General features: G+C 30.6%; 16 protein-coding genes. 4 read left to right on the top strand and 12 right to left on the bottom strand.

The genetic code is table 11. The features are described from left to right. Positions 1-101 precede the first annotated feature (101 nt). The 4 genes from H0I27_RS14220 to H0I27_RS14205 all read right to left on the bottom strand — a co-directional run bounded on the left by H0I27_RS14220 (position 102) and on the right by H0I27_RS14205 (position 4815). On the bottom strand, positions 102-1319 hold the full coding sequence (locus tag H0I27_RS14220; RefSeq protein WP_218731281.1) for a DUF1566 domain-containing protein: 1218 nt from the start codon (positions 1317-1319) through the stop codon (positions 102-104). A gap of 133 nt (positions 1320-1452) precedes the next feature. Further along, complete coding sequence (locus tag H0I27_RS14215) at positions 1453-2133, bottom strand: N-formylglutamate amidohydrolase (RefSeq protein WP_218731280.1); 681 nt, start codon at positions 2131-2133, stop codon at positions 1453-1455. A gap of 2 nt (positions 2134-2135) precedes the next feature. After that, entirely contained in the window at positions 2136-3368 is a 1233-nt protein-coding gene (locus H0I27_RS14210; protein ID WP_218731279.1) for a glutamate-cysteine ligase family protein, read from the bottom strand. Between the two features lies 1 nt (position 3369). Continuing rightward, positions 3370-4815 carry a RimK family protein gene (locus tag H0I27_RS14205; RefSeq protein WP_218731278.1) on the bottom strand — a complete coding sequence of 482 codons (1446 nt, stop codon included), beginning with the start codon at positions 4813-4815 and terminating at the stop codon, positions 3370-3372. Positions 4816-5468: 653 nt separating this feature from the next. On the opposite strand from H0I27_RS14205, the gene H0I27_RS14200 reads away from it, so the two are divergent. Both H0I27_RS14200 and H0I27_RS14195 read left to right on the top strand, forming a co-directional pair. After that, positions 5469-6389, top strand: a complete 921-nt coding sequence (locus H0I27_RS14200; protein WP_218733913.1) for a 1-aminocyclopropane-1-carboxylate deaminase/D-cysteine desulfhydrase — start codon at positions 5469-5471, stop codon at positions 6387-6389. Continuing rightward, on the top strand, positions 6386-7219 hold the full coding sequence (locus H0I27_RS14195; RefSeq protein WP_218731277.1) for a glucosaminidase domain-containing protein: 834 nt from the start codon (positions 6386-6388) through the stop codon (positions 7217-7219). Before H0I27_RS14200 ends, H0I27_RS14195 begins: the two co-directional genes overlap by 4 nt. A gap of 11 nt (positions 7220-7230) precedes the next feature. Here the strand turns inward: H0I27_RS14195 and H0I27_RS14190 are convergent, their stop codons facing one another. From H0I27_RS14190 to H0I27_RS14165, 6 genes are all read right to left on the bottom strand, one after another. Further along, entirely contained in the window at positions 7231-8037 is an 807-nt protein-coding gene (locus H0I27_RS14190; protein WP_218731276.1) for an HAD family hydrolase, read from the bottom strand. 22 nt (positions 8038-8059) lie between these two features. Then, the gene (locus H0I27_RS14185; RefSeq protein WP_218731275.1) at positions 8060-9088 is read right to left on the bottom strand and encodes a LacI family DNA-binding transcriptional regulator; all 1029 of its coding nucleotides are present in this window, start codon (positions 9086-9088) and stop codon (positions 8060-8062) included. A gap of 62 nt (positions 9089-9150) precedes the next feature. Beyond that, entirely contained in the window at positions 9151-10560 is a 1410-nt protein-coding gene (locus H0I27_RS14180) for a mannosyltransferase (protein ID WP_218731274.1), read from the bottom strand. Further along, on the bottom strand, positions 10560-12050 hold the full coding sequence (locus H0I27_RS14175; RefSeq protein WP_218731273.1) for a cellulose synthase family protein: 1491 nt from the start codon (positions 12048-12050) through the stop codon (positions 10560-10562). Before H0I27_RS14175 ends, H0I27_RS14180 begins: the two co-directional genes overlap by 1 nt. Next, positions 12050-12742 carry a glycosyltransferase family 2 protein gene (locus tag H0I27_RS14170; RefSeq protein ID WP_218731272.1) on the bottom strand — a complete coding sequence of 231 codons (693 nt, stop codon included), beginning with the start codon at positions 12740-12742 and terminating at the stop codon, positions 12050-12052. Before H0I27_RS14170 ends, H0I27_RS14175 begins: the two co-directional genes overlap by 1 nt. Continuing rightward, positions 12742-13209, bottom strand: coding sequence for a toxin-antitoxin system YwqK family antitoxin (locus tag H0I27_RS14165; protein WP_218731271.1), 468 nt, complete (start codon positions 13207-13209; stop codon positions 12742-12744). The genes H0I27_RS14170 and H0I27_RS14165 overlap by 1 nt, the downstream gene beginning before the upstream one ends. A 231-nt stretch (positions 13210-13440) precedes the next feature. Here H0I27_RS14165 and H0I27_RS14160 point away from each other — a divergent pair, with 231 nt between their 5' ends. Further along, entirely contained in the window at positions 13441-14334 is an 894-nt protein-coding gene (locus tag H0I27_RS14160) for a hypothetical protein (RefSeq protein WP_254712761.1), read from the top strand. A 26-nt stretch (positions 14335-14360) separates the two neighbouring features. Continuing rightward, entirely contained in the window at positions 14361-15362 is a 1002-nt protein-coding gene (locus H0I27_RS14155; protein ID WP_218731270.1) for a fasciclin domain-containing protein, read from the top strand. A gap of 656 nt (positions 15363-16018) precedes the next feature. Here the strand turns inward: H0I27_RS14155 and H0I27_RS14150 are convergent. Both H0I27_RS14150 and H0I27_RS14145 read right to left on the bottom strand, forming a co-directional pair. Further along, positions 16019-17641, bottom strand: coding sequence for a 4Fe-4S dicluster domain-containing protein (locus tag H0I27_RS14150; protein WP_218731269.1), 1623 nt, complete (start codon positions 17639-17641; stop codon positions 16019-16021). A 52-nt stretch (positions 17642-17693) separates the two neighbouring features. Next, on the bottom strand, positions 17694-19043 hold the full coding sequence (locus H0I27_RS14145; RefSeq protein ID WP_218731268.1) for an NAD(P)/FAD-dependent oxidoreductase: 1350 nt from the start codon (positions 19041-19043) through the stop codon (positions 17694-17696). Between the last annotated feature and the right edge of the window lie 87 nt (positions 19044-19130).

Below are 19130 nucleotides of genomic sequence, written 5' to 3'. Positions count from 1 at the left end.
TGTTTGAAACTTTGGTTTTTATGATTTCTATGCCTCATTTTAACGTTTGTCATTAAAGAGGTATCAAAATTTAAAGTGAGTTCTTTAGATTTTATAATCACTTAATTGTCTATATTTCTTACACTTCTTACATAATTATAAACATATCTTACATCTCCTTGTGGACCAAAATAATCGGGATAATTGTCTGCATTACCACTCTTAGGATCGCTTCTTTGGCATCCTGCGCCATGTACATCCATTAAAACACCTTCCATTTTTCCTTGTCCTTCTCCAAAAGCAATATATACAGCGCCAGAATATGGAGTAACACCGTCTAAGTGCGTAGTTCCTGTCCAAAAATAAGGATATTGACCGCTATTATTATTGGGGTCATTAATTGCTGTTGTTTCAAATATAGGGTCTATTGCTGGTGAGTTAGTAGTTTGCGGAGATCTAGAGTAATCTACAATACTTTGTAATTCTTTAGCATTAGGTAATCTCCAATCAGAATAATTGGCCAATTCTAAATTCTCAGAATAGCTTAAAGATGTTTTCCAATCCATTCCAATACCATTGTCAGATTTTTGCCACATTAAGCCGGTAGCGGTATCGCTTATGGTACCATCTCCATTGTCAATAAAATTATTTTTACCATAGTCCATGTTTCCTCTTACCATTCTAAAATACATAGTATTTGGGGTTTCGGTACCTGCTTTATATTTAGGATATCCTTTAATACGGCCATCTACAAAATTAACTCCAAATACAGTTTCATCTCCATTCATAGTGAGACCCACGTAGGTTGTAGAAGACCATGTTTGAGCATCAATTTCTCGTTCTCCGATGTTTATATTTCCTAGTGGTTGATTAAAATAATTGGTATCTATAAAGAATGCAACAGCTTTTTGACCTTCTACTTGACCTGTAAATAAAATTAAGGAATACAGTTCTTTTAAAGTAGGAACTCTCCAATCATTATATTCACCTAATGTAGCTTGTTCAGCTTTCGTAAAAGCAGTTTCGTAGCTAATTTTTTCTCCCATATCTTTTTCCCACATTAAACCTGTTACATTGTCTGTAATAGTGCCGTCTCCGTTATTTGTGTAAGAGGGTTGGTTTCCTGTATAGTTAGCATCTTGTCCGTAGAAATCTTCGTGTATGCTTACGGATGAAATGGTGTTTACATCTGTGTAAAATGTGGTTTCTTCAGTGTCAACGATAGGGTAAGGATAAGCTAAATTAGGAGTTGTTTCTGCTGTGTCCGTTAAATAGTCGTTGTTGTTGCTACATGCCATTGTAGTTAGTAAACAAAAAATAAGGAGTCTGTTTTTTTTCATGATGCCGAATAAATTTTACTTTTTAATATGACTCTTTTTATTTGGCAACGTTTAATTAGAAAGTAAGAAAAATAACAAATAAATTTAAGTTTTATTTGTACGTTTTTTTATAGTGATGTCTCTCGGTATTTTTTTATTTTAAGATGTTAGAAATCGCTTTCTGTAAATCTTCTTTAAGTTGAAAATTCATAATGTTGTTTTTAGAAAATTTTTGATTGAGTTCAATCTCAATTCCGATATAGTTTTCTTTAAAACGCTTTCTTAAATGCGTTGTAAATCCATCTGCTTTTCCGAGATAGGGATAATTAAAACGTACATGCCATTTCGGATTTATTGAATGCAAGCTAGCTTTAAGTTGTAATGCTATCTTTTTTTCATGTTGATCGGATGAATCGTATAAAAGACCAATATCACAATTTCTAATACGATCATTTAAAATAGGTGTAAACGAATGTATAGAAAGGTGTACAACAGTATTTTGGTTTGTAATTAGTGTTTCAATCTGTTTTTTTACGGCATTTCTATAGACGTTATAGTGTGTTTTAATGGTGTCTTTTTTCTCTAAAACCGATAGGTGTTTTGTGTATTCTGAAAACAAGTTTTTATGCCAAAGCGATCTGTTTAGCTCTATGAGTAATCTACTTGTTGTGCTGTAATTGGTGTAAATTGCTAAGTGCTTTAGCGCGTTAAAAACATCTAAAGCACCTAAATCATAGCCTCTATGGGTCTTTAAAATTTCTTTATCACTAAAAAGAGTATGGAACTTTTCTGGAATTTCATTTCCGCCATGTTCACAAGTAATTACCAGTTTCATTTCTATTTATTTGGGATAAATAGCGTGTTGGTTTCTAGGCAATTTGCTAGTTCTGTATAAACAGTTATAATGTTTTTATCCGAAGTATCAGCACCAAGTGCATTTTCAATTCTTGTTGCGAGTGTTCCGTGTTCAAAAATGATCGTTAAAGCTTCTTTATAGTTTTCAGAAATATTTTCTTTGACCAATTCAAAAAGATGTTTCCAAACTTCTTTTACCGTGTTATTCTCAGAAAGATTAAAAAGAGATAAGTATTCTTTATTGCTTATTTTATAATCTTCACCTTCCTTAATAATTGGGTTTAAAATATCGAATAAATCTTGCTCGTTCCAGCTTTTTTGCATTTCTAAACTCGCTAATTTTCCGTTGACGAATTGTTTTAAAACTTCAATAATTAAAACACAAATAGCAATATCTGCCTTTGGGCATTCCTGTATGTCTACCAATCTAATTTCGATGGCATTTCTATCAAAACGAGCAATGGCACCTCTAGAATTTAAAAAATGATGGTCTAAAATATTATGGGTATCGTGTTTTTTAATCTGTTTCTTAATAGGATCAAAAATAGTGTTATGATAATCTGATTTAGAAAACACTTGCTCAGGAATAACCTTACCTGTCATTTCCGGAATCTCTTTTTGATTGGTTTTATAATACTCTAATCGGGTGTCTTTAAAACCCGTAAAATTACCTTCTAAAATTGGCGAACTTGCGCTTAAACCTGGAATTAATGGTAAAATAACACGAATGGCAGCATGTAGTTTTTCGAACTCAATATCATTAAAAAAAGGTAAATTAATATGTGTGCTTTGTACATTAGACCAACCGTGACCTTTACAATTAAAAATTCTATTGTATAGCTCGTACACTTCGCTATAACTGTGTTTCCATAGTTGTGTGTCTTGCAAAGGATTCATTAAAGGATGGCAAGCCGTTGGTAATAATTTTGTGTTTAACGGTTTTAAAATAGCATTAATTTCTAGAATGTTTTTATGAAATTCTTCCGATAAGTTGGTAAGATCTGCTGTAGGTCCGTTTGTTTTTATTTCCACAACATGTGCAACCAATTCGTTGCTCCAGGCAATGGTTCCATTATCAATATCAGAAGTAAGTGCTCCATTTTTTTTTGTCAATAAAACATCTACAATTGGTGCAACTTTAAAGGTGGTGTCATTAATTAACATGTATTCTAATTCGATACCAAAAACCTCAAACAATTTATATTTTGTTCCCATTTTATTCTAATCGTTTTTTTAATGCTGATAAAATTTCTGTGTACACTAAATCACCATAAAAGGCATCTTCTACACCAAAATCTACATTTGGATTGTCGTTAATTTCAATCACCATCGGTTTGTTGTTTACAACTTTAATGTCTATTCCGTACAAACCTTTTCCCATAATTCTTGCCGATTTTAAAGCCATATCTAAAACTTTTTTAGGCACTTTTTCTATCGGTAAACAATCTGCATCACCATCTTGCTCTTTCTTCTTTTTAGCGTTCCAATTGTATATTTGCCAATGTCCTTTTGCCATGTAATATTTACAAGCAAAAAAGGGTTTATCATCAATAATACCAATTCTCCAATCGTAATCAGAAGGGCAAAACTCTTGTGCAATAATGAGGTCAGATTCTTTAAGCATTTCATTGACTAAATCAGCATACTCAATTTCTGTTTTTGCTTTTTTTACACCAAATGAAAAAGTAGAATCTGGTGCTTTAAGAACACATGGTAAACCTACTTTATCAATAACAGTGTCCATATTGTCTTTATGTACAATAATTGTTTTTGGGGTTGCTATATTGGCATTGTTTAAAGCTTCTGCCATAAAAACCTTATTGCAGCATTTTAAAATAGCATCCGGATAATCGATGATAGCAATTCCTTCTTGTTGGGCTTTGCGTGCAAATGCGTAGGCTTCGTTATTTACTTCTGTACTTTGACGAATAAATAATGCATCAAAAGACGATAATCTACTGAGGTCTTTTGGTTCAATAATTTCTGCATAGATGTTCATTTTTTCAGCAATATCCACAAACTTTTTTAAGGCTTTGGCATTACTTGGTGGAGCAGGATCATTTGGGTCTACTAAGATGGCTAAATCAAAATCTGACGTAGCTAACTTAGGTGTGTCATATCGTTTTTTAGAAAAATATTGATTTGCAAATTCATAGACACATTCTAGGTGTTCGTTTGGTATTTCAGATTCAGAAATAGCTTCGATACTTTGGATGTTCCATTTGTTATTAAAACTAAAATGAACACGTAAAAAAGGCACTTGAAAGTGTTTGTAAAACAAGCTACTGAGACCTTTGTATTTTTGTGCAACATTTTGACCAAAATAAATGCTTAAAGTAAAGGATCTAGATTTTATGTTTTTTAAACTTTGTTGAATCTCATCATCAAACTCTTCTGAAACTATTTTTACGAGTTTCAGTGTTTTTAAATCTACAATGTTTTTTACAGTAGGTATGGCTAAATGACCTCTCGCTTCTGCTAATAGAGAAACATAGTATCCTTTAGATTGGTAACTGTAGTTTTTACAAAGGTTAAATATTCTAGCTTTTTTTATAGTAGAATATTTGGGGTTGGTAAGATATTCTTGTGAGGAAATTACGGTAATATTATCAATCGAAAAAAGCCATTTTTCAGGTTGATTGGCAACAATGTATTTGTTCATTTAAGAAGCATAATCGCGATATATATTTTAAGTAAAATTATACTTTTTTTTGATTGAAAATACATGAGTTAAAAAATAAATGCAATTATTTTGTAATTAATTTTTTATTGTTAACTATCATAATAACAGGTGTTAATTAGTTTATTACTTGTTTGTTTTAATGTTTTCTTGTGGTTTCTGTTGATGAAAATCTTCTTTTCTTTTAGTTTTATTATTGCTAAAAAAACAATCAACTATTTTGACTTATTTTTTAATGAGTGATAATTAGTTATTTCTAAGTATAAACAAGCTTACTTTACCTTGTAGGAAAAGCAATGATTTATTCCTTTTGTGTAGTAATATTTGACGGTTTTATATGAGATCCTCAAAAACTTAAGAGCTTATTTCTGTTTTTATAAGCTATTTTTAAAATCTAAATAGAATTGTTTCTTTCTTTAGCCACTATTTGTAAGCTTTTTTTAATGGCAGGTTTTTAGGTAAGGGTTTAATTTAAAGGTGTTTTGGGTATGTTTCTTCTAAAAAGTATGTTAAGTTGCAGTTTTAACTTTAAAAAGTGAAGATTATGTAGGTATCAAAATAATATCTGTTATTTTTGCGGTAACAAATTCTTAACATTGAGTAATACAAACCAAACCTTTTTCGAGAGTGAATTTATCGCTCAAAACCAACAAGTTTTTCTTCCTATTTTAGAAGAAAAAAATATAGAACTTTTTATAAAAAGAGAAGATTTAATTCACCCTTTTGTTTCGGGGAATAAATTTAGAAAATTAAAATACAATTTAGAAGAAGCTAAAAAACTTAAAAAAAAGGCGGTACTTACATTTGGTGGTGCGTATTCAAATCATATTGTTGCAACTGCTGTTGCTGGTAAAATGGAAGGCTTAAAAACCTTTGGTATTATTAGAGGTGAGGAATTGGGAAAGAACTTAGAACAAACTTTAGAGGAAAACCCAACATTAAAGGTTGCGCATGAGCATGGTATGAAATTTCATTTCGTATCCAGAGAATTATATAGACAAAAAACGTCTTTTGGTTTTATAGAGAAAATGAAAAATAAATGGGGCGATTTTTATTTAATTCCAGAAGGAGGAACAAATTTTTTAGCAGTGAATGGCTGTGAGGAAATTTTAACAAAAGAAGATGCTCAGTTTAATTACGTGTGTGCTGCAGTTGGTACTGGAGGTACGTTAGCTGGTTTGATAAAAACGTTAAAAAGAAAACAAAAGGTATTAGGTTTCCCTGCGTTAAAAGGAAACTTTTTATCCGAAGAAATAAAAAAATATACCATTAAAAATGATAATTGGAAATTACAAAAAGGATATCATTTTGGAGGTTATGCCAAGCATAGTGAAGAATTAATTACGTTTATTAATGATTTTACAGATAAAACAGGCATTCTATTAGACCCTATTTATACGGGTAAAATGGTGTTTGGTATTATAGATTTAATTAAAAAAGATTTTTTTGCTGAAGGAACTAAGATTTTGGCAATTCATACAGGAGGAATTCAGGGAATTGCTGGATTTAACCAGATGTTAGAAAAGAAAAATGAGCCAATAATTAAAAGTATATGAAGTTAAGAGTTGTATTATTTTGTGTTAGTTTATTAATTTTATCAAGTTGTGGGTCTAGCAAAAAAGCTAGTAGAACTAAAAGGGATACTGGTGTTGTTTTAAATGAACCGAAGCCTGTAAAAATACCTACATCAAGTGAAGTAGAACGAACTAAAGATTTAATAACTAAAAACTCAAATTTAAATAAACAAACTTTAGATTATATTAGAAAATATGCAGCAGTTTCTGTTAAAGAAATGCATTTGCATAGAATTCCTGCTAGTATTACGTTAGCCCAAGGTATTTTAGAATCGGGTAGAGGAAGGAGCGAATTGGCTTTAAAATCGAACAATCACTTTGGTATAAAATGTCATAGTGAATGGCAAGGACAACGCGTTTATCATGACGATGATCATAAAGGAGAATGCTTTAGAAAATACCAATATGTAGAATCTTCTTATGATGATCATTCTGCATTTTTAACACAAAGAAGAAGGTATGCTTTTTTGTTTGATTATGATAGTGATGATTATAAAGGTTGGGCTAAAGGGTTAAGAAGAGCAGGATATGCCACGGATAAAAAATATCCAAATAAACTTATCAAAATTATTGAAGACTATAGGTTACATGAATTTGATAAAATAAAAAATAGAGTTGGCAATAAAAATATAGATGTTGTGACGGATGATGTTAGAACCAAGAAAACTATTGGTAAGTATTATGAGGTTAAAAAAGGAGATACATTGTACTCTATTGCTAGAAAATTTAATACAACTGTTGAGACTATTAAAGAAATTAACGGCTTAAAAGATAATACAATATCTATTGGGCAACACTTGCTTACTAGATAAAAGCAAGTGTGTTACTTAGCTTCTATTAATTGTGTTAATACCTTTTCTACGCCATAATTATCATTACTTTCGGTAGCGTAATTAGCAATTTTGGTAATGTCTTTATGAGCATTTCTCATAGAAAAACTAAAATCTGCTTCTCTTAACATTTCTATATCATTATGGTAATCACCAAAAACCATCGTTTCTTCTTTGGTAATATTTAAGATTTGTTGAACCTTTCTTAAAGCATTTCCTTTATTTGATTTTTTATCAGAAATATCTAACCAGTTTTTTCCTGAGATTTTAATTAATAAGTCTTCATCAAAATCTTTTATAAGTGGGTATACGTATTGTTCTGAAGATGTAAAATGATAAATTGCTACTTTTAAGAAATCCTCTTTGTCTATAACGCTATATAAATCATCTACAATTTGGTATTTGGTATAATATTCTTGAAACAAATCAATAAAATCTTCATCTTTAGAATCTATAAATGCCCCATTTTTCCCACACAAAACTACATGAGAGTTTTCTATACTTTTTAAAATCGGAAGAATTTTTTTAATTTTTTCTGCAGAAAGTAAATTTATGACTAATAAGTCATCATTTTTTTTTGCAATTCCCCCATTTTCTGCAATTACATAAATATCATTTTTAATGGCATCTAGTTTAGAAACGATACTATTATATTGTCTTCCGCTTGCAGCGCAAAAAGTAATGTTTTTTTCTTTCAGTTGTTTAAATAAGTCAAAGAATAAGGTGCTTACTTCACCTTTTGAGTTTAGTAATGTTCCATCCATATCAGAAACTACTAATTTTACTTTAGATAAATTCATTGTGCTGTAAATAGATGTGGACTTATAATATGTTTTTAGTAGAATTTCTTTCAACTAAATCTGTCTTAACAATAACAGTTTCATGCTTTTTCTTCACCTTAGACTTGTCTTCTAGTCTGTTTATTAGCATTTCTGCAGCTGTAGCTCCCATAATTTCTCCGTGTTGGCTAACAGTAGTCATTCTTGGGCTAGAGTGTCTTGCTAAGATTCCGTTAGAAAAGGAAATAACAGAAAAGTTTTCTGGAATTTTATGTCCTTGTTTTATAGCTACTTTCATTGCTGCAATAGCAGAAGATTCGTCTGTAGCAATAACACTATCTATGGTGTTGTCTTTAAAAATAGGAGTTAAAATATTCTCGTAGTTTTTATAATTGTCATCAATATTTATGATGAGGTTTTTTTCGGCTTTAAGATTGTAATCTTCTAAACCTTTTAAATAACCTAATTGTCTTCTTCTTCCAATATCTAAATTATTCATTGTAGAAATAAAGGCAATGTTTTTATGACCAGATTTAACTAAATAAGAAACGGTACTTCTAGCACTGTCAAAATTATCTGTAACAACCTTGTCACATTTTAATTTTTCAGCAACTCTATCAAACATAACAATAGGAGTTGCATTGTCTAAAACTTCTTGAAAGTGTTTATAATCTCCTTTAGAAACGGTTTCTTCTGCAAGCGATAATATAAAACCATCGATACTCCCGTTAGAAAGCATTTCAATAGTTTCTACTTCTTTCTTAAAAGACTCATTAGAAATACATGAAATTATTTTATAACCTCTGTCGTTGGCAACTTTTTCGATACCGTTAAATACCTGCGCAAAAAAATAGTTTAACATATTCGGAATGATAATTCCGATAGTTTTGGTCTGTCTATTCTTTAAACTTAGTGCATTAAAGTTCGGTTTGTAGTTTTTCTCTTTCGCGTATTTTTGAATTTTATCTTTTGTACTTACGCTAATTTCATAACTGTCGTTAAGTGCTTTAGAAACAGTAGAAATAGAAACATTAAATTCTTTAGCAATGTCTTTTATGGTAAGTCTTTTCATATTAGATTCAAAAATTAAAGACTAAAATACAAAATTCCAATCATAGTTATGATATAAAATAATTATTTTACAATTTTATAATATTTACGGTTCTTTAGAAGTTCAAAAATAAGAAACCCATAGAGGATAACGTATTCTATACCAACGAACCACAGGTTTTCTTCCCAAGGATTGTTTGCATAGGCTTGATAACTAAAAATAATTACAATTGTCCAGATTATTGGAAAGCGATACTTCGTAAAAATGGATAAAATTAAAGGTGTTGCCAAATACCAAGGATGTACGGTTGTTGCCGTGAAATAATAAAAACACAATCCAAATAACATTGCTGTGATTAATGGAACTAAAGCGTTGTTTTTTCTAAAAAAAGTGATTATGACTAAAAATAATATCGTTAAAATGGGAGTGATTTTCCCAATAATTGCAATCTCATTATAACCTCTAAATAGGTAACCAATTTCTCTAAAAATATAATAGAAACTTGCATTAAATTCAAAATTACGAAACCATAAGCCTACAGAATTAGCATAATTATTAACGAATTCAGATGAGTAAAAAGGAAGAAATAGAATGATGATGGTTGATAATGTTATTGCATAAAAACCTATCAATTTTTTGATTCCCGAGAAGGTAGTAATCCATTTTAATTTTTTATCACTATAAGATTTTTTTATGCTTGTGGCATTCATCTTAGAGTTTACAAACCATTGAAAAAACAAAGGTAAAAATAATAGCGGAATTAGCTTCACAGAAACAGAGCAGGCTAAAAGAACTGCGGCCCATATCCATTTTTGTTGATGTAATTTGTAAAAACTCCAAATTAAGAAAAATAACATAACTGGCTCAAAATGCAAGTTACCTGTCATTTCTATAACTATAAAGGGATTTAACGCATACAAAAAAATGTTTTTTACAGGCAAGTTTAATCTTTCTAGTAGTTTTTTTCCGAAGTACAGAATTCCAATATCAGCAAGAATAATAATCAGTCTTAAAACTACAATAGAACCAAATATACTTTTACTAGCAAACAACGCAGCTATTAAAAAACAGAGTTGGTTTATAGGAGGATAATTGGTGTAGTGGCTTCCGTTCATTTCTCCCATACCAGCATACAAATTAGATGTTTCTGCTATTGGGTGAAGACCTTGTTGAATGTAGGTTTTTGGTAACGATAAATACGGATTTAATCCTTCAAGAATCATACGTCCATCCCAAATAAATCTGTAGAAATCTTGAGATAAATTTGGGATAGCGAAGAGAAAAATCAACCTAAAAAGAATCACTAATCCAATTAAAGTTGAGATGTTTATAGATTTGCTTTTTATCAAAAAAAAGAAACAAGTAAAAAGTGAAAACCATAAAAATAAAAGTTTATAGAATTCTGTTCTTTCTAAATAATAGGCAAAAATTACATATAAAAGTGTGCTAATTAAAATTAGGAATACGTCTTTGTATTTGGTAAAAGACGACATTAAACTTTCGAGAATATTGATTTAACGAATACATAACTATACCCAATAAAAAGCATTAAGTGAAAAGGAAATAAACCGAAATCTCCACCTTGGTCTCCTACAACAAATGCACTGTACATACCAAAAACGAAATATAGAGCCAATAAACCTTCCAAAATAACATGAAAAGATGGCTTTTTCTTTATGTATTTGTTGCTTTTCCATTCTCCTTTTAATCCATTAATATTGAATTTTGGAGTTCTTATAAATTCACTTTTTTTACCTAAATGACCTTCTAAAACAGCAATTGTATTGTGTAAAGAAAACCCCATTGCAATGGAGAAAAAGGTGAAAAAAGATCCAATATATTTTATGAATTTTACAAATCCGCCACCATAAATTGCTTTAAACATAAACCAATAGCAAACAAAAAATATTAGTGAGCTTATTACAAAAAAGCTCATTACATAAAAGTATATTTTTAGATGCGCATATTCATTTTTAATGTACAACATAGGTACACTTAAAACTGCTACCAAGAAAATACATGTAAACATAGAACTGTTTAATAGGTGTAATAAACTATGAATTTTAGTTTTAAAAGGAACGTTTTTACTTTTAATAACACGTTTCATCATCTTCTGAAAATTCTCTGCACCACCTTTATTCCATCTAAATTGTTGAGATCTAGCAGCGCTAATAACTACCGGTAATTCTGCCGGTGTAACTACGTTTTCTAGGTATTTAAATTTCCAATTTTTTAATTGTGCTCTATAGCTTAAATCTAAATCTTCAGTAAGCGTGTCTCCTTCCCAGTTACCAGCATCATAAATACATTCTTTTCTCCAAAGACCAGCAGTACCATTAAAGTTGATAAAATGTCCTTGACTATTTCTACCTACTTGTTCTAAAGTAAAGTGTGCGTCTAAAGCAAAAGCCTGAATTTTAGTAAGCGTAGAATAATCTCTGTTAATATGCCCCCAGCGTGTTTGAATAACACCAATTTCTGGGTCTTTAAAATAAGGAACAGTTTTGTATAACCAATCTGGTTCTGGTAAAAAATCTGCATCAAAAATAGCGATGAATTCTCCTTTGGCTGTTTTTAAACCTTCTTTTAACGCACCTGCTTTAAAGCCTTGTCTATTGCTTCTTCTAGTATGCTGAATGTCTATACCAAGCGCTTGAATTTCTTTGATAAGTTTCGCAGTTATTTCTACAGATTCGTCGGTAGAATCATCTAAAACCTGAATTTCTAACTTTTCTCTTGGGTATTCTAATAACGCAATGTTTTTTAACAAGCGCTCCATTACATACAACTCATTATAAACGGGTAATTGTATGGTAATAAACGGAATCTCATTTGTATTTGAGAAATTAAATTTTTCTGAGTTATCTACTTTCTTTCTTGCTTTTAAATAGTTTAAAAGTAAATTTAATTGCGCTAATGCATACATAAAAATGAGCAATAACGATAACGAGTAAATAATTATGATAATGTATTCTATAACCACTATTTAAAACTGTATTTAAAAATCCAACCTAATATTTTAATTCCTGCAAAGATACTTCCTTTTACAGTACCTGATACCTTAGAAACGCCTATTCTGTTTCTATATTTTACAGGAATTTCTACGTAACTTAATTTTTGTTTTAATGCTTTTAATTGCATTTCTACCGTCCAACCATAAGTCTTATCTACCATGTTTAGGGCTAGTAGTTTATCGTATTTTATAGCTCTAAAAGGACCTAGGTCTGTATATTTTGCGCCAAAAAATAACTTCATTAAAAAGGTAGCTAGCCAATTCCCAAAGACTTGTTGCGGCGTCATAGAACCACTTTCTCTCGTATCTTTTACACGAGAACCAATTACAAAATCGATATTATCATGTAATATTGGGTGAATTAATTCTGTTAACTGTTCTGGGTAATCAGAATAATCTCCATCTAGAAATACAATAATAGTTGGTTTTGTTTCTTGCTTACTAATGTATTCCATTCCTTTTAAACAAGCAAAACCATATCCTTTTCTAGTTTCTGTTAAAACAGTTGCACCTGCATTTTTTGCATTAACTTCTGTATTGTCTGTAGAGTTGTTGCTAATTACAATAACTTCATTTACTATTTTAGGAATGTCGTTAATAACATTTGCTATAGAATCTTGCTCGTTATAAGCAGGTATAATTACTTTTATTAGTTGATCCATTAAAAATTTACATTTGGATTATCTTTCTTAAATATAAAATAAGATGTCCACTCTCCCGTTTTTTCGTTAGCACTATAATGTTCTGCTTTTTTTAGACGATTATTTTTATAAATCAATGCATAACCATCTTTAACACCATTTTTAAACTGAATTTTTTTCTTCTCTTTATTACTGTAGAAGGTCCACCAATTATTAGCAGAATCATTCGTATAAGTGCCTTCTTTTAATAATATATTATTTTCGGTGTAAAAGTACCAATATCCATTTTTTTTATCGTGATTAAAATGACCTTTTTTTGAAATGTTACCATTTGAATGATAAAAAGTCCAGAAATCTACCTTTTCATTATTTTGAATCCATCCTTTAGATTGTAAATTTCCTTGAGTATTAAAAATTTGAACAAATTCTTTTTCATTTTGAGCATAGGTTGAAATAAAAAAGAGACATAATGCATATTTAAGAATCATATTGTTTTTTTGTTTATAGTTTCTTGTTTTTTAGTGAATTGAAATTAGTTAGTTACTATTTATAGGTTAATTAATAAAATACCTAAACATGTCAATTTCTTGTTTAGTCGGTTATTTCTTGTGTTTAATACATACGAAATTATTTTGTTTAAGGTTTTTTTTAAAATTTTAAAACCGCTACTTGTTTTTTTACGTAAGTATGGTGTCACTAACATTTAAAACAAAACAATTATGACAATTAAAAAAATGAATAACATTGGAACTCTTGCAGGATTATGCATGATGTTTACCACTATTTGTATGGCTCAGAGCCCAGTAAGTGGATTTATGAAAAAAACAGGAGAAGGCGCTTTGGTCTTATCTTATTCTCAAGAATCTTATAGTAAGGTATTTTTAGTACCTAATGAAGTAGACGGAGTACCTGTATTTAATGATGTAACTACAACAAGTATTTCTTTATACGGAGAAATTGGTGTAACCGATAATTTTAATATTGTATTAAATGTACCTTATATTAAATCTGAAGGAAATGCAAGTAGTGAAGTATTAGCAAATAATGGCTTTCAAAATGAAAGAAAAGGATTTCAAGATTTAAAAATTTATGCGAAGTATAAAATTCACACTTTTGATTTTGATAAAAACTCTTTATCCTTAATTGGAGCTGCTGGTTTAGAAACACCTTTAGGTAGTTACAGAGCAGATGAAGGTTTGCAATCTATTATTGCTATTGGAAATGAGTCGACTAAGTTTAGTGCTTTTGGTATTGCTACTTTTAAAAACGATTCAGGAATGTTTGCAACAGGTCAGGCTGGTTACAGTTTAAGAGGTAACGATGTTCCAAATGCTTTTATCACAGAATTAAAGTTAGGGTATGCATCCTCTAAATTTTACGTAGATGCATTTGTTGCTAACCAATTATCAGATAAAGATGGTGTAGATATTTTAGGCGAAGGTTTTGAAGGCTTTTTTCCTGCAACACGTGTAAACTATACAAGAATAGGTGTTAATGGTTTTGTGCCATTAGATGCATCTGTAGGTATAACAGCAGGAGTTAGTAGTTATGTTAGTGGTAGAAACGTTGGTAAATCTACAGGGGTTTACGGTGGTGTTGTTTACTCATTTTAATCAATCAATAAAAAATATATACAATTATGAAAAATTTATCTATATCAAAATATATATTAATGTCAGCGATGGCTATTAGTACATTAAGTTCATGTGAAACAACATCTAATTACGAAGAAGAATTACCTTCTGTAGCTAATATTGCTGTTACAAATCAAGATTTTAGTACGTTAGAAGCTGCAGCGGTAGCTGGAGGTGTTGCTGTTGTTTTAAGTAACCCTAATCCAGGAGATGCTTCTGGAGATTATACCGTTTTTGCACCAACTAATGATGCTTTTGCAAGATTGGGATTAAATGAAAATACTTTGGGAGCACTTCAAAAATCATTTTTGACGAATACATTATTATATCATGTTTCTAATGGAAATTTACTTAATTCAGCAATTTCTGCTGATGTTTCTTCAACATCTGCTCTTGGAATTGACAGACGTTTTATAACTCGTGATGGGGATACATATATTAATGGTTCTAAAATATTGGCAACCGATGTTATGGCAAGTAATGGTACTGTGCACGTAATTGATAAAGTTATGATTGCTTCTGGAGCTGATATTGTACAAACAGCAATAGCGCTTCAAACGGCTCAGGTTTTTACATCACCAGAATTAACTTATTTAGTGGAAGCTGTACTTTATGCAGATTTAGCAGGAGCACTTTCTGCTTCGGAAGGTAGCCCTTCATTTACAGTATTTGCACCTACAGACCAGGCATTTATTGATTTAGGTGCTGCATTAGGATTAACTTTTACAAAACCAGAAGATATTCGTCAATTACCAGTAGAGGTAGTAACATCTGTACTTTTAAATCATGTAATAGCAAACGATGGTAAATTTACTTCAGAGTTAAGTGAAGGAGCATTATCTCCATTAGGGGGAGATGATTTAACTTTAGGTGCTTTTACTAATGGTACACTTACGGTTACTGGTTTAGGAAATGGTGGTGAAGTTGCAAATATGGTAATACCAGATGTACAAACAACAAATGGTATCGTTCACGTAATAGATAGAGTATTATTACCAAATCTATAATAAAATAGAGTGTTAGTTTAGTTTGATTTTTAAAGCCACAAATTTATTTTGTGGCTTTATTTTTTACAAAAAATTGATTTTTATATTCAGGAATATATGTTTAGTTTTTACTACATAAAGAAATGCTTTTTAAATAGCATAAAAATAAGTTGTAAAGTTTACTTCTACTTCTACTTCTACTTCTTATTCATTAAAACGATTAAGTCAACATCGTTTACTAATAAAATTTATGAAGCATTAATGCTGCTACCTTCTTCTGGTTTGTTTTTCTAATTTAAAACTTCTTTTAGACAAACTGCAGAACAGATACCACAACCAACACAACTAGAACGTATGATGTTTCCTCCTTTTTGTTGTGCATAAGCTCTAATATCAATTTCTAGCTCATAATTCGTAGAACAAGTTTCTATAAGAAATACATTGTCCTCTATTTATGATAATTACCAATGGTATGGTTCATGTAATAGATCGATTTTTATTACTAAATCTATAATAAAATTGAGTGTTAGTTTAGTTTAATTTATAAAGCCACAAAAATTATTTTGTGGCTTTATCTTTTTACATTCAGTAATATATGTTTCGTTTTCTTACGAACTTAAAGAAATGCTTTTCAGGATATTTTTGAATAGCTTTAAAATAAGTCGTAAAGTTTATTCTTACTTCTTATTCATCAAATCCATTAAGTCAACATCGTTTCCTAATAAGATTTCTGTAGGATTAATTCTACCCTCTTCTGGTCCGTTTTCTAATTTTAAAACTCCTCTTGGGCAAACAGCAGAACAGATACCACAACCAACACAACTAGAACGTATAATGTTTTCTCCTTTTTGTGCATAAGCTCTTACGTCAATTCCTTGCTCACAATATGTAGAACAGTTTCCACAAGAAATACATTGTCCACCATTTGTGGTAATTCTAAACCTAGATTTAAAACGCTGTACAAAACCTAAATATGCAGCCAACGGACAACCAAAACGACACCAAACTCTATTCCCAAAAATTGGGTAGAAACCAGTACCAATCACTCCCGCAAAAATAGCACCTATTAAAAAACCATAAATATCTTGAATCGTTTGTGTCTTAATACCTAAAACTTGACTTTCTTGGGTAAAGAAAGTGTACAAAGCAAACCCAGTCATTACCAAAACAAAAATTAATACAGTATGAATCACAATACGTTCTACTCTCCAAGAAAGTAGGGTTTTACTAGAGTTTTGTCTGTAAGGATCTCCTAATGTTTCTGCCAAACCACCACAACCACAAACCCAAGAACAATACCATCTTTTTCCGAAGAAATAAACCATTACAGGTACAACTACAATAGTTAAAACAACTCCCCAAACTAAAATAAATAAGCCGAAAGCACCACTAGCAAGCAGTTCTTCTAAATTCCATCTAAAGAAAAAGTCGTAATCTAAAGGAAAAGCATTTTTAAAATCATACCAAGGCATTTGAAAACGAACTAAAATTTCTGGAATTAAAAAAGCAAATACAATTTGAAAGAATAAAACAGAAGTAGTTCTTAATATTTGGTATTTATTATGACGGTATTTTATATACATTCTCACTGCCATAACTGTCATTACTGTACAGTATAAAAAACCATATAAGAACCATTGACCGGCAGGATTTCCGCTAAGAGATTTACTTATTGGATCTACCAAATACACCCAGTTTACAATGAAATCTGGATAAAAGTAAAGTAAAATATAAAAAGTAACCAAGAATATAAAAGTAAACCAACCAATCCAACCACGGTTGGTAACTGCGCTTAGGAAAATACCATCGTTTTTAATTCCAGGTTTACCAAGTAAAATTACATCAGGCACAATAAACATAAGTGCCCCAATAATACCTAAACCAAAGGTTAAAAACCAAGCCAAACCTGTATTGTCTGCAGCAAAACCTTTACCAGATTTTTTTGCAAGTTCAAAACTGATACTATGTGGTTTTCCTGAGATCTTATATTGAAATTGTTTTCCTTTTGCGTCCCAATTTTTCTCTGAATCATATTTAGCAATTAATGCATCGTAATGATTATTAGAGGTTTCGTAAGCATTGATTACACGGCTAGAGAATTGAAAAATATTTAAGTTTTCTTCTGTTACAATTGCCTTTGATAATTCTTCTTTTATAATTTCACTTTTATAGCCTTTTTCTTTTATAAAAGTATCTAATTCCGCTTGTTTTAAGTTAAACGAACCTGTGAAAACGGTAGCTATAAAGAAGGTTAATCCTGCTAAGAAGATGATTAAACCTGATTGTTTTATGAGTTTCAAAATAATTATGGGGTGTTATGAGTTAAAATTGGATTTCTTTAAACGTATTTCTTTAATTAAGAGAAAAAATACGTTTCCAACTTTTCTTTTTGGATTGAATATTGGTGTTGTTTTCTGTATTGAATTTTGCTAAAATTTCAGCTTCATGTAATTTAAAGAATTCAGGATCGAAATTAGCGTCGGCTAAATACTCTAAAACATGTTCAATAGATTGGTTTTCGGTTAACCATTTGTCAAAAATTTCATGGCGCATTCTAATTCCGAAGGTATTTATCCCTAAAAATAGATGTGTATTTTTATCAAAAGAAATCGTAATACATTTATGCTCTGTTGGATGTTGCCATTGAAAATAGGTTTCATTTTCTTGCTTACCTTTTTCGCTAAAGACCCAACCATAGGTTTGATATTCTATATCTAAAAACTTTGCAGAGTTAAACCAATGTCCAGGTTTGTAAGCTGTTTTATTGCCACAAATTGTTTGCGCTAAAGTTTCGCCCATCATTCTACCAGTGTACCAAACAGCTTCAATATTTCTACGTTGCCCAATAGCTTCGTGTTGTTCTGCACAATCTCCAATTGCAAAAACATCTTTTATATTTGTTTCTAAAAATCGATTTACTTTTACACCACGACCTAAGGCGATACCAGATTCTTTTAAGAAATCTATATTTGGAGTTACACCAGCAGTTAATCCAACCACATTACAAGGAATTTCTTCTCCAGTTTCTTCAATAATAATCGATTTTACACGTCCGTTTTCATCAGATTTAATCTCTTTTAAATTGGTGCTTAAACGTAAATCTATATGATGTTCTTTTATATGATTGTTAATCATTTCCGACTCTTGTGTAGGTAAAACCCCGTTCCAGAAACTATCTTCACGCACTAAAAAAGTAACAGGTATTTTTCTGCTTCTTAACATTTCTGCTAATTCAATACCGATTAACCCACCACCAACAATTACTGCGCGTTTACAAGCCTTGTTGTCTGGTGCAAACTTTTCTAATTTTTCTAAATCTTGTTTATGATACATACCCATAACTCCATCTAAATCTTGCCCTGGCCAGCCAAATTTATTGGGTTTAGATCCTGTTGCTATAATTAATTGATCGTAAGAAAGAGTAGATGCATCTTTAAACTCTAATTCTTTTTTGTCTGTATTTACATTACTAACAAATCCTTCTCGTAGTTCTATGCGGTTTTTTTTCCAAAACCAATTCTCGTAAGGTTGTGTATGTTCAAACTTCATGTGTCCCATGTAGACATACATAAGGGCAGTTCTAGAAAAGAAATATTTAGTTTCTGCAGAAACGATTGTTATTTTATGATCAGAATTTTTTCTGATATGTCTCGCAGTGGTAACTCCAGAAATTCCGTTACCGATTATTACAATATGCTTCATAGGGTGATTGATTCTTGAGGGTTAAGTCGAAGCTAAAGTTAAGAACTTAATCGCATAGATTAATTTAGAATGGATTTAAATAAAGAA

The organism is Polaribacter sp. HaHaR_3_91 (assembly GCF_019278525.1).
Taxonomy (GTDB): Bacteria; Bacteroidota; Bacteroidia; order Flavobacteriales; family Flavobacteriaceae; genus Polaribacter.
This window is presented reverse-complemented; position numbering and strand designations above follow the sequence as displayed.

Excerpts from the sequence above, each read along its gene's own strand:
- H0I27_RS14220 (WP_218731281.1), bottom strand. The coding sequence starts at position 1,319 with ATGAAAAAAAACAGACTCCTTATTTTTTGTTTACTAACTACAATGGCA.
- H0I27_RS14215 (WP_218731280.1), bottom strand. The coding sequence starts at position 2,133 with ATGAAACTGGTAATTACTTGTGAACATGGCGGAAATGAAATTCCAGAA.
- H0I27_RS14210 (WP_218731279.1), bottom strand. The coding sequence starts at position 3,368 with ATGGGAACAAAATATAAATTGTTTGAGGTTTTTGGTATCGAATTAGAA.
- H0I27_RS14205 (WP_218731278.1), bottom strand. The coding sequence starts at position 4,815 with ATGAACAAATACATTGTTGCCAATCAACCTGAAAAATGGCTTTTTTCG.
- H0I27_RS14195 (WP_218731277.1), top strand. The coding sequence starts at position 6,386 with ATGAAGTTAAGAGTTGTATTATTTTGTGTTAGTTTATTAATTTTATCA.
- H0I27_RS14190 (WP_218731276.1), bottom strand. The coding sequence starts at position 8,037 with ATGAATTTATCTAAAGTAAAATTAGTAGTTTCTGATATGGATGGAACA.
- H0I27_RS14185 (WP_218731275.1), bottom strand. The coding sequence starts at position 9,088 with ATGAAAAGACTTACCATAAAAGACATTGCTAAAGAATTTAATGTTTCT.
- H0I27_RS14180 (WP_218731274.1), bottom strand. The coding sequence starts at position 10,560 with ATGTCGTCTTTTACCAAATACAAAGACGTATTCCTAATTTTAATTAGC.
- H0I27_RS14170 (WP_218731272.1), bottom strand. The coding sequence starts at position 12,742 with ATGGATCAACTAATAAAAGTAATTATACCTGCTTATAACGAGCAAGAT.
- H0I27_RS14165 (WP_218731271.1), bottom strand. The coding sequence starts at position 13,209 with ATGATTCTTAAATATGCATTATGTCTCTTTTTTATTTCAACCTATGCT.
- H0I27_RS14160 (WP_254712761.1), top strand. The coding sequence starts at position 13,441 with ATGACAATTAAAAAAATGAATAACATTGGAACTCTTGCAGGATTATGC.
- H0I27_RS14155 (WP_218731270.1), top strand. The coding sequence starts at position 14,361 with ATGAAAAATTTATCTATATCAAAATATATATTAATGTCAGCGATGGCT.
- H0I27_RS14145 (WP_218731268.1), bottom strand. The coding sequence starts at position 19,043 with ATGAAGCATATTGTAATAATCGGTAACGGAATTTCTGGAGTTACCACT.